Source organism: Sinosporangium siamense (assembly GCF_016863435.1).
GTDB classification, from domain to species: domain Bacteria; phylum Actinomycetota; class Actinomycetes; order Streptosporangiales; family Streptosporangiaceae; genus Sinosporangium; species Sinosporangium siamense.
The window spans coordinates 124410-139001 of the sequence record NZ_BOOW01000015.1 but is presented as its reverse complement, the minus strand read 5'-3'; the positions used below and the strand labels follow the sequence as shown (position 1 = coordinate 139001).

General features: G+C 68.3%; 10 protein-coding genes. 3 read left to right on the top strand and 7 right to left on the bottom strand.

The window, feature by feature from the left end; all coding sequences use genetic code 11:
* Positions 1-15: 15 nt before the first annotated feature.
* Positions 16-1179: an SLC13 family permease gene (locus Ssi02_RS12790; protein ID WP_239128856.1), complete on the bottom strand. Its 1164-nt coding sequence runs from the start codon at positions 1177-1179 to the stop codon at positions 16-18.
* A 97-nt stretch (positions 1180-1276) separates the two neighbouring features.
* On the opposite strand from Ssi02_RS12790, the gene Ssi02_RS12785 reads away from it, so the two are divergent.
* Positions 1277-6937 (top strand): WD40 domain-containing protein, encoded by a 5661-nt coding sequence (locus tag Ssi02_RS12785; RefSeq protein WP_204025164.1) that lies wholly within the window; start codon positions 1277-1279, stop codon positions 6935-6937.
* Positions 6938-6999: 62 nt separating this feature from the next.
* Here the strand turns inward: Ssi02_RS12785 and Ssi02_RS12780 are convergent, their stop codons facing one another.
* The 5 genes from Ssi02_RS12780 to Ssi02_RS12760 form a co-directional block, all read right to left on the bottom strand.
* On the bottom strand, positions 7000-7554 hold the full coding sequence (locus Ssi02_RS12780) for a hypothetical protein (protein ID WP_204025162.1): 555 nt from the start codon (positions 7552-7554) through the stop codon (positions 7000-7002).
* Positions 7555-7558: 4 nt separating this feature from the next.
* On the bottom strand, positions 7559-7792 hold the full coding sequence (locus tag Ssi02_RS12775; RefSeq protein ID WP_204025160.1) for a helix-turn-helix transcriptional regulator: 234 nt from the start codon (positions 7790-7792) through the stop codon (positions 7559-7561).
* 8 nt (positions 7793-7800) lie between these two features.
* Positions 7801-8625 carry an ABC transporter permease gene (locus tag Ssi02_RS12770; protein WP_204025158.1) on the bottom strand — a complete coding sequence of 275 codons (825 nt, stop codon included), beginning with the start codon at positions 8623-8625 and terminating at the stop codon, positions 7801-7803.
* The gene (locus tag Ssi02_RS12765) at positions 8622-9446 is read right to left on the bottom strand and encodes an ABC transporter ATP-binding protein (protein ID WP_204025157.1); all 825 of its coding nucleotides are present in this window, start codon (positions 9444-9446) and stop codon (positions 8622-8624) included. The genes Ssi02_RS12770 and Ssi02_RS12765 overlap by 4 nt, the downstream gene beginning before the upstream one ends.
* A gap of 295 nt (positions 9447-9741) precedes the next feature.
* Positions 9742-10500, bottom strand: a complete 759-nt coding sequence (locus Ssi02_RS12760) for an SDR family NAD(P)-dependent oxidoreductase (protein ID WP_204025156.1) — start codon at positions 10498-10500, stop codon at positions 9742-9744.
* A 378-nt stretch (positions 10501-10878) separates the two neighbouring features.
* On the opposite strand from Ssi02_RS12760, the gene Ssi02_RS12755 reads away from it, so the two are divergent.
* Positions 10879-12441, top strand: coding sequence for a hypothetical protein (locus Ssi02_RS12755; protein ID WP_204025155.1), 1563 nt, complete (start codon positions 10879-10881; stop codon positions 12439-12441).
* Positions 12442-12892: 451 nt separating this feature from the next.
* Here the strand turns inward: Ssi02_RS12755 and coaE are convergent, their stop codons facing one another.
* Positions 12893-13501: a dephospho-CoA kinase gene (gene coaE, locus Ssi02_RS12750; RefSeq protein WP_204025154.1), complete on the bottom strand. Its 609-nt coding sequence runs from the start codon at positions 13499-13501 to the stop codon at positions 12893-12895.
* 116 nt (positions 13502-13617) lie between these two features.
* On the opposite strand from coaE, the gene dapF reads away from it, so the two are divergent.
* Positions 13618-14592 carry a diaminopimelate epimerase gene (dapF, locus tag Ssi02_RS12745; protein WP_204025153.1) on the top strand — a complete coding sequence of 325 codons (975 nt, stop codon included), beginning with the start codon at positions 13618-13620 and terminating at the stop codon, positions 14590-14592.

The following is a 14592-nucleotide window of genomic DNA, read 5'->3' as shown; positions in this document are numbered from 1 at the left end:
GTACTCCGCCTGACCTCAGCCGGTGAGGGTGAGCGCGGCGACCGACGCGGCGACGCCGGCGACGGCGAGTCCCGCGCCGGTCAGCATGAACATCGGGAGCGGCACCGTGATCTCCCGGCGGCGGCACCACTCGAACCACAGCAGCGTCGCCAGCGATGCCCACGGCGTGATCAGCGGTCCCACGTTGGAGCCGATGAGCAGCGCGAGGAGCTGATCGCCCGCCTCCGGCGGGATGACCTCCTCGCCCGCGACGTAGGCCGGCAGGTTGTTGATGAGGTTGGACATCGCCGCCCCGGCGAGCGCGGCGCGCTGCTCCCCCTCCCCCACCAGGAACTCGATCACGTCGTGCAGCCCGAACCTCATCAGCGTCGGCACGACGAGGAACAACCCGCAGACGAACACCACGAGCTGCCACGGGATCAGGCTCCAGGAGAGTTTGCCCCGGTCGCGTACGGCGAAGGCCACGACGACCACGGCTGCCGCGACGGGCGCGGCGACGGCGGGCGCCACCTCGGTGACGAGCGCGGCGATGAACAGCAGGCAGGCGGCGCCCGAAATGGCGAACAGCGGCCGGTCGGCGATCGGGTGCGGCGTAGGCGGCGTATAGCGCTGTTCGCCGCGTGCGCCGGCCCGCCAGTAGAACACCCACAAAAAGACCATGGTGACCGCGATCGCGGCGAGTTGCGGCGCCCACATGCGGGCCGCGAAGTCGCGGGTGGACAGGTCGATGCGGTTCATGGCGAGCAGGTTGGTCAGGTTGGAGACCGGGAGGAGCAGGCTCGCGGTGTTGGCCAGCCAGACGGTCGTCATGGCGAGCGGCAGCGCGGCGATGCCGGTGCGGGCGGCGAGCGCCAGCATGACCGGGGTGAGCAGGACGGCGGTGGTGTCGAGGTTGAGGAACATCGTGACGAGCGAGGCGAACGCCGTACACAGCAGGAACAGCGCCAGATAGTTGCCCCGCCCCGCGATGGCGACGCGCTCGGCGATGGCGTCGAAGACCTGGGCCTCCTTGGCCAGCTCGGCCAGGACGATCACCCCGATGAGGAACACCAGCAGCGGCCCGACCCTGGCCAGGCTGTCCCCGGCGTCGTCGAAGGGCAGCAGGCCCGTCGCCACACTGAGCAGGCCTGCCGCGAGCAGACCGATCCTGATCCAATCGAGTACGCTCAACCGCCGCACAGGGGGAATGATCGCACAACGGTTGAGACAACCCTCTCCAATCCTTGGCGATTAGCGGCCATACTTGAGGCCCGCTGCGGCAGGGGGGGTTGATCGCATGGCAGGGCGCAGTGCCACGTCCGTCGACATCTTCGTCAGCTACTCGCCGGCGGACGAGGCGTGGGCGACCTGGATCGCCTGGGAGCTGGAGGCCGCGGGTTATCGCACGATGATCCAGGCGTGGGACTTCGTGCCCGGCACCAACTTCATCGATTTCATGGACCGCGGGGTGCGCGAGGCGGCGGTCGTGGTGGCGGTGTTGTCGGACAACTACCTCCAGTCGCGCTACGGCAGGATGGAGTGGCAGGCGGCGCTGCGCGCCAATCCCGACGACCCGTCCAAGAAGCTGGTCACGGTGCGCCTGGCCGACTGCCGGCTCGACGGGCTGCTGGCCACCATCACCTGGGTCGACCTCGCGGACGTGCACGACCAGGAGCAGGCGCGGGCCAGGCTGCTGGACCGCATCGCCGAGACCGTGGCGGGGCGGGCCAAGCCGTCGTCGAGCCCGGCGTTCCCCGCCCAAGGCGACAGGGTGCCCGCGCTCGCGGTGCCGCGGCCGCGCGGCGACGGCGCGGAGGCGCTGGTGCGCCGGGGGCCGATGAGCCGGCCGGCGTTCCCGGCCGCGGACGACGCCAGGGGGCCGCGGGAGCGGGTGACGGTGCTGCGCGTCGGCGGGCCGCGTTTCGGGCGGGCTCTGGCGGAGGCCGACGACCCGCTGACCGCCGAGGAGCTCCAGTCGCGCATCTGGGCCGACCTGACGCGCATGCGCGACGGCGGCATGCCCCGGCCGGATCTCCTGGTCGTGTCGGGCGATCTCACCGAGTCGGGCAGTCTTCGCGAGTTCGGTCAGGCGCGGATGTTCCTCAACGGGCTGCGCACGCTGATCGGGCTGGAGTCCCACCGGGTGGTCGTGGTGCCGGGGCCGCGCGATGTGACCAAGGCCGCCTGCCAGGCATATTTCAACAACTGCGAGGCCGACGATATCCGTCCGGCTCCGCCGTACTGGCAGAAGTGGCGGCATTTCCACGGCCTGTTCGAGGAGTTCTATCAGGGCCTGGAGGGCGTCGTCTTCGACGCCTCCCAGCCGTGGACGTTGTTCGCCATGCCGGACCTGCGCGTCGTGCTGGCGGGGCTCAACTCCACGATGGCGATGAGCCATCGCGAGGCCGACCAATACGGCCTGATCGGGGAGGCGCAGGCGGCGTGGTTCGCCGAGCGGCTGAGACCCTTCGAGGCCGACCGGTGGATGCGAATCGGTGTGATGGGCCACGCGCCGGCGGCGCTGCGCGACGCGGCGGTGCTCGACCGGCTGCTCGGCCACCGGCTGACCCTGCTGGCCCACGGCGACGGGCCCGCGCGCAGCGACCCGTTCCCGACGGTGCCTTCGCCCGGTGCGGGCACCCACCACGTCATCGAGATCACGCCCGACGGCATGCGGCTGTGGTCGCCGGGCGCGCCGCCCCAGCGGACCCCCCACCGGTGGCGGTCGTGCGAGGGCACGTTCACCGATGCGCGGGCCGCCGAGCCCGCCCCTCCTCTCCTCGCGCCCGCCGATCACGAGCCGGCGCCGACGCCGTCGGATCTGCTGCTCGACCGCGTCGCCGAGGTGTGCGAGGCGCGGCACGAGCGGGCCCGGGTGCGCCGGGTCGACCTGTCGCCGCCGCACCTGGTGGTGACCTACCACGAGGACGGTTTCGTACGGCAGACGCGCATCGGGGCGCATGTCGGAGAGGTGACCGAGGAGTCCGTCGCGGAGTTCCTGCGCCACGTCTACGCCGCGGGCCCGGGGCAGGGCGTCGAGGTCGTCTACGAGGGGCCGCCGCCCGCCCGGGCGCTGCGCGACGACCTGTCCCGGCGCGGGGTGCGGCTGCGCAGCTTCACGGAGTTCCAGGGGCTGGTCGACCTGTCGGGTTATGTGCGCGACCAGTCGGCGCGCATCGAGGCCGACCGCCGCTATCCGCCCGGACTCTACGTGCCGCAGCGTTATCGCGCGCTCGACCGCGCCGGGCAGGAGGTCGGGGAGGGGCTGACCGACGAGCTGATCCGGCTGGTCTCCGGCGACCACGGGCGTTTCGTCCTGCTGCTCGGGGATTTCGGGCACGGCAAGAGCTTCGCGCTGCGCGAGGTCGCGCGGCGGCTGCCGGTCGAGCTGCCGCATCTCATCCCGATCCTCATCGAGTTGCGCTCCCTCGACAAGGCGCACTCGGTCGACGGGCTCGTCGCGGCGCACCTGGCCGACCACGGCGAGGACGTGATCGACCTCAAGGCGTTCCACTATCTGCTGCGGCAGGGCCGCATCGTGCTGCTATTCGACGGGTTCGACGAGCTCGTCACGCGGGTGACCTACGATCGGGCGGTCGACCACCTCGACACCCTGATCCAGGCCGCCGAGCACAAGGCGAAGATCATCGTGGCGAGCCGCACCCAGCACTTCAAGTCCCAGAGCCAGGTGCTGACCGCCCTCGGGGAGAAGGTCGGCAGCCTGCCGCGGCGGCGTGTGCTGAGCGTCACCGAGTTCAGCGGCGACCAGATCAGGTCCTACCTCGTCAACCGCTACGACGACGCCGAGGCGGCGGACGCCCGGCTGGCGCTCATGAGCGGTGTCGAAGACCTCCTCGGGCTGGCGAGCAACCCGCGCATGCTCAGCTTCATCGCCGATCTGCCCGAGCGGAACCTCCGCGCGGTGGCGGGCACCCGGGGCACCGTCAGCGCCGCCCGGCTCTACGAGGCGATCCTCGGCACCTGGCTCGCCTTCGAGGAGAGGCGCACCAGCGGCGTCCCCGGCACACCCGGCGGGCTGCGCCTGCCCGAGTTGTGGCGGGCGGTCACGCTGCTCGCGATGCGCCTGTGGCAGAGCGGCGAGAGCTACCTGAGGCTGACCGAGCTCACCGAGATCGCCCAGGAGCTCGCCGACCTGGCCGAGGGGCAGCTCTCCGCCCACCAGGCGGCCCACGCCGTCGGCACCGGCAGCCTGCTGGTCCGCACCGACGAGGGGCTGTTCGGGTTCATCCACACCTCCGTCATGGAGTGGCTGGTGGCCCGGCACATCGCGAGCGTGATCGACGACCCCGCGCCGCTGTCGTGGCGGTCGTTGTCCCAGCTCACCGTCGAGTTCCTGTGCGACCAGGTCGACGTGCCCGCCTGCCGCACCTGGGCCGCGCGGGTGCTCGCCGACCCCGCAGCCGACGCCGTCGCCCGCGGCAACGCCGTACGGATCTCCACCCGCCTGCGCACCTCCGCCCGGGCCGACCTGCGCGGCGCCGACCTGCGCGGCCAGGACCTGTCCTCCCGCGACCTGCGCGAGGTCGACCTCACCGGGGCCGACCTCGGCGACGCGACCCTCGTCGGCGCCGACCTGCACCGCGCGGTGCTGCGCGACGCGCGGCTCGTCGGGGCGCGGCTCGACAAGGCCGACCTGACCGGGGCCGACCTGCGCGGCGCCGACCTCACCCGCGCCCGGCTGATCCGCGCCGACCTGAGCGGCGCCGCCCTCGACGGCAGCCGCTGGCACCGGGCCGCACTCATCGAGGTGACCGGCGCGGCCCCCGGCCTGCCCGAGCTGCGCGGCGCCGCCGTCGCCCCGGCTCACCCGGTCGAGATTCAGCTCGCCCCGGCCGGCGTCGGCGTGCCGTACGGCTATCACTTCCAGTTCAGCCGGCTGCCGTCGCCTGTCGCCTACTCCCCCGCGGGCGACCTGCTCGCCCTCGGCAGCGACGACGGGCTGGTGGTGATCTGCGACTCGATCACCGGCCTGCCGATCCGCACCCTGGCGGGGCACCGCGACCGCGCCTACGCCGTGTCGTTCAGCGGCGACGGCGGCCTGCTCGTGTCGGGGGCGGCCGACGGCACCGTGCGGCTGTGGGATCCGTCCACCGGTGAGCTCCTGCACACCCTCGCGGCCCACCCCGACGGTGTGTGGCCGGTGCTGCTCAGCCCCGACGGCTCGCTCGTCGCAGCAGGCGGCGGCGACGGCGTGGTGCGCCTGTGGAGCACCACCGACGGGCGGCTGCTCCACGAGCTGTCCGGCCACGGCACCCCGTTGTACGCCTCGGCCTTCGACCGGACCGGCGAGACCCTGCTGATCGGCGACGGCAAGGCGACGCTGCGGGTGTGGGACACCGCGCGAGGGGTGATCCGCCGCATCGTGAGCGACGACGGCGCGGGCGGTTCTGTCTACCGCGCCGTCTACGACCCGAGCGGCGCGCTGCTCGCCACCGGCCACAAGGACGGCGTCGTGCGCCTGTGGAACGCCCGCGACGGGCGGCTGCTGCGCCGGCTCGTCGGGCACACCACCCGGGTCTACGCGCTCAACTTCTCCCCCGACGGACAGGTGCTCGCCTCCGGCGACATCGGCGGAGAGCTGCGCCTGTGGGATCCCGCGACCGGCGCGGCGGCGGGCACCATGCCGGGGCGGCGGGCGGCGATCTACCAGGTGTCGTTCAGTCCCGACGGCTCCCAGCTCGCCTGGGCCGACTCCGGCGGCTCGGTGGAGATCCGCGACGCCGCAACCTGGACGCGCCGCCACGCCCTCTCCGGCCACAGGGGAGCCGTGTGGCCCTTCGTCTTCCGCCCCGACGGCGCGCAGCTCGCCACCGCCGGCAACGACGGCACCGCCCGGCTGTGGGACACCGCAACCGGGCAGTGCCAGCGTGTGCTGCGCGGCCACGGGCGGCGCATCTCGGCGGTGCGTTTCAGCGCCGACGGCTCGATGCTCGCCACCTGCGGCAACGACGGCGTCGTGCGCGTGTGGGACCCGCACACGTGCCGCCGCCTGCACGAGTTCACCGGCTCGGCCGACCGGATGACCTCCGCCGTGTTCAGCCCGGCGGGCCCCGTGCTCGCCACGGCGAGCAACGACGGCGGCATGCACTTCTGGAACGTCGCGACCGGCGCCTACGAGCGTGAGATGAGCGTCGAGACCGACCACGTGTGGGCCGAGGCGTTCAGCCCCGACGGCGCGCAGCTCGCCACCGCCAACGACGACGACAGCGTCCGCATCTGGTCGCCCGCCAGCGGGCGGCTCATCACCACCCTCGCCGACCACCGGGGGCGGGTGCGGTGGATCGACTTCAGCCCCGGTGGCGAACTGATCGCCACCGGATGCGACGACCGGGCCGTGCGGGTCTGGCACGTGCACACCGGGCAACTGGTGGCCATGGGCGACCGGCACACCGACCGGGTCTACGCCGTCGCGTTCAACTCCGACGGCACCCGGCTGCTCAGCGCCGGCAACGACGGCCTGGCCGTGGTGTGGGACCCGGCCGACGCTCTCATGAGGCCGGCCACCGTGCTGACGCATCCCGGCCGGCTGTGGACCGCCGCCTGGAGCCCCGGCGACCACATGATCGCCACCGCGGGCGACGACCTCGCGGTGCGCCTGTGGGACTCCGCCACCGGTGACCTCCTGCACACCCTGCCCGGCCACACCCGGAGGATCTGGTCACTCGCCTTCTCCCCCGACGGCACCCTGCTCGCCAGCTCGGGTGACGACGGCACCGCCGTACTGTGGAACCTCGACGGGCCCTCGCCCTCCAAGCGGGCCACGCTGCTCGGGCTGCCCGAGGGGTGGGCCGCCCTCGCGCCCGACGGGCGTTACAAGCAGGAGGGGGACATCGGCGGGCAGTTCTGGCACGCGGTCGGCATGTGCCGCTTCGAGCCTGGCGAGCTCGACGAGCACCTCCCGGGGGTACGGCGGATGCCGCTGGAGGCGGAGTTCTGACCGTCTGCCGACATGCCCCGCCGGTTCGGCCTCGTGGTTCTCAGGGTGAAGAGTTCTCAGGGTTAAGAGTCGTCGTTTTCGTCGTTTTCGTCGTCTGGAGTGGGGTCTGGGATGCGCCAGGCCGCGATGAGCGTCGGGACTGACCAGTGGGTCGCGGCGATGGTCATCGGCATGGTCGCCAGCAGGGCGGCCGGGACGGGCACCATGTCCCCTTCGACGCTCAACACCCAGAGCAGGGCGGCCAGATAGCCCGCGAACAGCAGAAACGACGTCATCCGGTGCGACGTCGCGAGGGCACGGTGGCGCTCTCCGCGCTGGCGCTCGTCGAGGACGTGCTCCGGCAGGTCGAGAGCCCCGCGTGTCGCGGCGACCAGCCACCCGATGACCGCGAAACCGATCAGCACGACGAGCACCAGCATGACGACATAGATGTTGCGCGCGAGATCGCTCGGGGCGAGGGCGATGATGACCCCCTGCCCGATCCACAACAACGCGAGTACGGCGCAGCCCACGAGGACGATCCTCCGCCTCCCCGCACGCGTGCTGATGACCCGGCTCCGGACCGCCGCACTGTCGATGCGGGCCTGGCGCCTGCGGAGGCGGTCGTGTTTGCTCATCAGGTCAACCTCCACTGCCGAGCCGGGGGAAGGGGGCAAGGGAGAACACCACTTCCACCGGCACCTCGAAGAACGCGGCGATGCGCAACGCCAGGAATAGGCTCGGGTGGTATTCCCCGCGCTCAAGATAGCCCACCGTCTGGTAGTGCACCTCAAGCGCGGCGGCGAGCTCCTTGCGGGAGATCCCTCGTTCGGCCCGCAGCATGGAAATGCGGTTGTGGACGATCTCTGAGGACATGCCCAGCCTTATGATCCGAATGACGGCCGTGTCCCCACCGCACCGCGAGTGGTACGGCGGAGCAACCGGGGTGCCAGCACCATACCGGCCACAAGCCAGACCCCGAGGACACCCGCCGTCTCGAAGAGCCGCCACGTCTCACCGATCTCGGTGGAGAGAACGGCGTCGGGCAGGATCGCCGCCCTGATGCCGTGCCCCTGCCAGTACAGGGGGAACACCTGAGCCACCCACTGCACGGCTTCCGGCAGGACGCGGACCGGGAAGAACACCCCCGACACCATCATCAACCCCATCGCCGGCAGTGCGAGCACGGCGCCCGCGCTCTTCTGACTGGGCATCAGCGCGCCGAGCGCGGCACCGAGCGGCACCACGGCCAGCAGTCCCAGCACAAGCACCCAGAGCAGCGTCAGCCACCCGGCGATCGACGACGGCAACGAGGCCCCGCCGAGCAGGATCCCGAGCACGAGCACCATCACGACCTGCACCGCGGTCAGCAGCAACATCGACACACCCCGGCCGATGAGGAACGCCGCGAAACCGCCGGGCACCGTACGCAACCGCAGCAGCGCCCCCTCCTCCTTGTCCGCCGCGATCATCATGGGCAGGCTCACCAGGCCCACCTGGAAGACGATCATCGCGATCATGCCCGCCGTGATGTAGGTGCCGACCGACACACCCGTGTCGCCGATCTCGCCGTCGCCGATCCACAACACGATCGCGGCGAAGATCAGCACGGTGGCGCCGATGTTGCCCCAGAGCTCCTTGCGGTCCCGCAGCAGCGTGGCGAACTCGGCGACACCCCGGCGCACCCCCAGCCTCATGACCCTGTTCACGCCGCACTCCTCTCGACCAGGTTGAGATAGCTTTCCTCCAACGTCGGCCGCCGGATCTCCAGCCCCGGCACCGGCCCGTCATACTTCTGGTGCAGCTCCCAGGCGAGCTGCGACGGATCGTGCGTCTCCTCCCGCCCGCCCTGCCAGAGCACCGTCGACTGGGCCTGCACTTCACGGGCCAGATCGTCTGCCGTGCCCACGACGGCGATCGTTCCCCCCAGCAGCACCGCGATCCGGTCGGCGAGCCGCTCCGCCTCCGCGAGATCGTGCGTGGTGAGCATGATCGTGGCGTCGAGCTCGGCCACCAGATCGTGGAACTCCCGCCGGGCCTCCGGATCGAACCCGGTGGTGGGCTCGTCGAGGAACAGCAGCTCCGGCCGGCCCACGATGCCGAGCGCGACGTCGAACCTGCGCCGCTGCCCACCCGACAACGTGCCGATCACGGCCTTGGCCTGCGCGGAGAGCCCGAGGGCTCGGAGCAGCTCGCCGGTGTCCCAGGGGTTCGTATAGTGCGCGCCGATGAGATCGAGCAGGTCGGCGACCCGCCAGCGGGGGTGATCGCGCCAGTTCTGCAACACCACGCCGAGGCTGTTGCGCCATTTGTCGTCCCCGTGCCAGGGGTCGACTCCGAGCACCGACACCTCCCCCGCCGACCGGCGGCGGACCCCTTCGAGGATCTCGACCGTCGTGGTCTTCCCCGCACCGTTGGGACCGAGCAGGGCGACGGTCTCACCACGGGCCACTTGAAGATCGACTCCACGGAGAACCTCGCGTGTGCCGTACGTCATCTGGAGCCCGCGGATGTCAATCACAGTATCCATGCATTGGAATGTAGTACATGTACTACATCTGAGCCAAGCTGTACTACGGAACGATCGCTTGAAGGCAACCGTTGCGCCGGCCACACCGGCTCTTTTGGGGGTGTCGGGGCTTGGCTCTCCGCACGCGCAGGTACGGCAGAGCCGACCGGCGACCTACGGCCTCGGCCGGTCGCATGCACGTGCCCCCCGCCCCCAGCCCCCGACTGTCCCGTGATCCGCCAGGTCCGTTGCGTTCGACTGGCCGTCGAGGCCGCGGAGAAGATCGGCCTCGACGGTCCGGATGCGTCAGACCGGCTCAGCGGGCGGTGAACCCGCCGTCGACAGCGAGGGCGGCCCCCGTGACGAAGGACGCCTCATCGCTCAGCAGGAACGCGGCGAAGGGGGCGATCTCCTCCGGCTGGGCGATCCGGTTCACCGGGTGGAGAGAAGCGATGAACCGCTCGGCCTCCACGCTGGTGAGATGGGACTTCCGGGACAACGGCGTGTCGACACCCCCGGTGACGAGCGCATTGACCCGCACCCCCTGCTCGGCGACCTCCAGTGCGGCCGCGCGAGTCAGGCCCACGACGGCATGCTTGGCCGCGACGTACGGCGCACACCCCGGCAGGGCGACGACCCCCAGATTGGAGGCGTTGTTGACGATCGCCCCCCGTGTCGCCAGCACGGCGGGGATCTGGTGCTTGAGGCAGTAGAAGACGCTGGTGACGTTCTGCGCGATATCCGCATCCCAGCCGGCCGAATCGACACCGGTCAATGGCCCGGACGCGTTGAACCCGCCGGCGTTGTTGAACGCCCCGTCCAGCCGCCCGAACCGCTCGACCGCCGCGGCGACCAGCGCCGCCGCATCGGCCTCGACCGACACGTCGGCGGGCACGAACACCGCTTGCCCACCCGCAGCCCGAATCCCTTCGGCCGCCTCCTCCCCGACGTCCTTCCGCCGGGCACCGAGCACCACGGCCGCCCCTTCCGCGGCAAGCCGCCGAGCGACCGCGAGCCCGATCCCGGAGGTGCCGCCAGTGACGATGAAAACCTTGGAGTCCAGCCGCGAAGCCATGATGAAACCTTTCCGTCGAGGTACAGGGAAGGGCTGGTCGGGCCCGACTCCACCCACCCCCAGCCTGCGACATTCCCGAGAACCATCGCTGGCGGTAATCAGACATCGCGTTGAGTGACCCACTTCAGGGCACACCCCGGGGGAAGTCCGACAGCCCAGGCTGGAAACGAGTCTTTATCGTGAGAAAGATCCGCCTGCACAGAGAGTGCGCAGACCTAGCATTGTGCGTGATCTTTGTGGCGCCCTTCCTGATCCTCATGTCCCCGCGTTCCGGATGAGACGCACGTTCTCCGACTCCCGAGAGGCCAGATGCTGCAAGACACTCGCCGTGTTCAGACAGCCGTACTCAGGACCAAGGACTCCCGGCAGGGAATTATCATGCCCTTTGACCGGGGTGAGGCATTAGCTGTTCGCAGGGCCCATCAATACCAAGGTTTCTGGTGTGGCACACTCCTCGGCGGCTGTGGAGGGCAACTGATCGACCGCGTTGGCCGAGAGAGGATTCCACACTTCGCCCATCGCCCCGATCCACGAGCAAGTGCGATCGTTTGCCGTCGAGAAAATCTCGGGGTTGACAGCGCCGATCACCTGTTCATCGCACCAGTTATATCCGACATTATCAGCGGCTCGGGTCGGGACCTTTGCGAGGTTGAGTTCCAGGGGGCCTTCGACAGAGGCGAGTCCTGCACCGGATTAACGCTTAGGAATGTCCGAAGAAAATCCCTGATCGCAGTTCAACTCGAGAATCTGGACTACGAGAGCTGGAGGACGCTGGATCGCAGATACCGAGAGCCGGGAGACTCGGTAGATTGGATCTTCGGCCCGAACGTGGACACTTCGCGCTATCTCTTCGATGTGCGCGGATACGCCATTCGAATAAAATGCGAAAATGAGGGCAGCCGTCGGCGCGTCCAGATAGGCGTTCAGAGCCGGGAGAAAGGTCCAGAGTGGACGGAACCTTCAGAATGGAAGCTGACCGATAGAGGTCTTTGGGCCACGCGTTTCGAGAAGGTACGCAAGTTAAGCCCGGCAGCCGCGGACCGGAAGCGAATATCAACTCCAGGGATCCCTCTACTCTGCGAAGAAATAGCTGTGACACCGTTGGCAACCCGAACGCGCACAAACAGCACTACCGGCCGATATGGAGTATTAGCAGACCTCACCCTTCCAGATGGAGGAAAGATCACACAAGCATACGTCATGTTGAATAATTCTGCCGAAGAACTGGACACCAAGGCACGCTACCAACTTACCCCTCCCGCGACAGCAGAGTTCTCTAGGCGTTCACTGTCAGGCGAGGAACGCTGGACGGTATACGCAGAAGGGATCCAAGCACTTACTCAAACGGATGCTCCTCCCGCCCATGACGAGTCTCCTCCGAATGACACCCCCCGTGCGGCAGACTGGCTTGACCGTGCGGAAAAAGCGGACGTCAGCAAAACCCTACAGTCAATACTGGAGGCTGCCCAGAGTGCACGGATGCTCGGACTGACAAAGGAGCTTCAGAAGCATATAACGAAGGCAGACAGCATTCTAAGCGTTCGCCCGGATGAACACTTCACCTCCGAACGAAGAAGGCTGGCTCCATATAAGAAATGGCTTCAGGAGAAGATGAGTCCGCACTCCGAACCAACACCAATTCCGTCACAGTCATCTCCGGAAATCAAGAGTACAACCATTTCCACGGAAGTGGCGAGCATCCTCTCAGAGGCTGTCGATGTGTTCGCCAAGTTGGGCGAGGCCAGGATGGCCGAAAGAAAAAATGAGGTACGAACCCTTATCTCAAGAGCAGAAAAATTAGTGGCGGATCTGGGAAAGACATACGGACAGTCGACACTCGACAAGTACCGCAAATGGTACGCGGAAAAAGCTCGACTCGAATTTGAATTCTCCCATGGAGCTCAACCTGGATCAGCACTTCCAGGGCGACTAAAGGAATAGCCTACAGGAGAGGAGGCCACCTACATCAAACCCACTCACTAATCATTTGACCCTACATAAACAACAAACAACCGTCTCCGCACATCCAACAAGACGAGACATGCACCGAAAGTGCGTCACAGTTAGGAGCCTTATCGCTGACCCTCTAAACCCCCTTCCACCGATGTGGCCCAACATGGAACCCATCCATAGATAATAACCTTCATAAACCCAAAGGTGTCAGCATCTAATGGCCCCGAACGGGAGTTGGCCGTTTCTTCTGACTCATATCCCAGAGATGTGGAGTTCCAGATTCAGAAAGGCAGCCGGAAGTTTTACCAGAAGAGGGAATTGAGGAGGGCGCGTTCTCACTATGCCCCTTGCTGACCGGACCACCGGTACGCCATCTGCTGGCTCTGCTACGGTCCGTGGCAAACTGAGAGCACACAGGGACTGCCACGTGTAAGGCCGATCAAGACGAGGTTGCGGAGCGCCGGGTCACGAGGGTGGTCCATAGGGTGTCGACCTTGGGGTCGAGGTCTTCCAAAGGACCCTCGTTGTCGATGACCAGGTCGGCCGCGGCCAGGCGGGTTTCGCGGGGGGCTTGGGCGGCGAGGCGGGCGCGGGCGTCGGGTTCGGGCATGTTGCGGTGTTTCATGAGGCGTTCGACGCGGGTTTCGTCGGCTGCGTCGACCACGACGACCAGGTCGTACATCGAGGCCAGGTTATTTTCCACCAGCAGCGGCACGTCGTAGACCACGATCGCGTCGGCGGGGGCGGCCTGCTGGAGTTCGGCAGCGCGGGTGCCGACCAGGGGGTGGACTATGGCGTTGAGGGCCTTGAGTCTCGACTGGTCGGCGAAGACGATCGAGCCTAGTTTCTCGCGGTTCAGGGAGCCGTCCTCGCGGAGGATCTCGGGGCCGAACTCGGCCACGACGGCGGAGAGGCCCGGGGTGCCGGGTTCCACGACCTCGCGGGCGATTTTGTCGGCGTCGATCACCACGGCGCCGCGGGCGGACAGCCGCCGTGACACCTCGCTCTTGCCGGATCCGATCCCGCCGGTAAGACCAACCTTCAGCACGTTCGGCAGCATACGGCCCTCGGTGGGGGTGCCACCATCGTGGGGGAGATCCTCCTGGAAACCGGCCTTATAGGATGGCCGCTACAGCACGTCGCACCACACGGGGCAGGCCACCGATGACCACACTCGACGTTCTTTCGACCCATGGGTCGCGTAACGACATCCTTGTCGTTGAGCTGCCCGAGGGCCTGCCGATCACCACTGATCTGAGCAGGGTGGTGCGCAATCTGTGTGATCGCACCGGTCCGCTCGGGGCGGACGGGGTCTACTTCGTGGAGGACCCCACCGGCGCGGCGGAGGCGCTCTTCTACAACCCGGACGGTTCAAGGTCCAGCCTGTGCGGCAATGGTATGCGGTGCCTTGGGCGTTATGTGCTTGATCGGCGTGCGGAGGAGTCGGCGACGGTCAGCACCGGGCCGCATCGGTTCCTCGTCGAGCGGGCGGCGGGTGAGGGTGGCGTGCCGCGCACGGCTGTTTCGTTGCCGCCGGTCTCGTTTCACGCGCCGGAGCCCATCGTGGCGGGAGTGCACGAGTGGTTTGACGAGGTGATTCCAGCTCTTGGGTCGCCCTTGGGTTTCACGGCTCTTGCCGTACCCAACTCGCATCTGATCGCGATCGTGGATCACTATGACGAGAAGGAGCTCGTGTCCGTGGGGCGGCGGGTTGAGGCGCTCACGGAGACGTTCCCGATCGGGGCGAATGTGTCGTTTGTCCAGCCGCTTGGGGAGCATGAGATCTTCGTCTGCACGTTCGAGCGCGGGGTGGGGCTCACGCTCTCGTGTGGTTCGGGGGTGATCGCGTCGTCTGCCGTGTATTCGAAGCTGCGCGGCATTCCGGCAGGCATTCCGCTCACGGTGCGCAATCCGGGCGGGGTGGCAAAGGCGGTCTTCCGCGATGAGGGCGGGCGGTGGCACCCGACGCTGGAGGGCAACGCGACCTTCGTCTCACGCGCAACCGTCTCGCTGGAGGAGGCGGAGGCGGGCCCGGACTTTGCGGTGGATACCGAGCGGTTCGACGAGGAGATCGCAGCCTACGCGGAGCTGGACCGGGCCAACCGGGCGCGGCTCGCCGAGCTGGGCGTCACCATATAG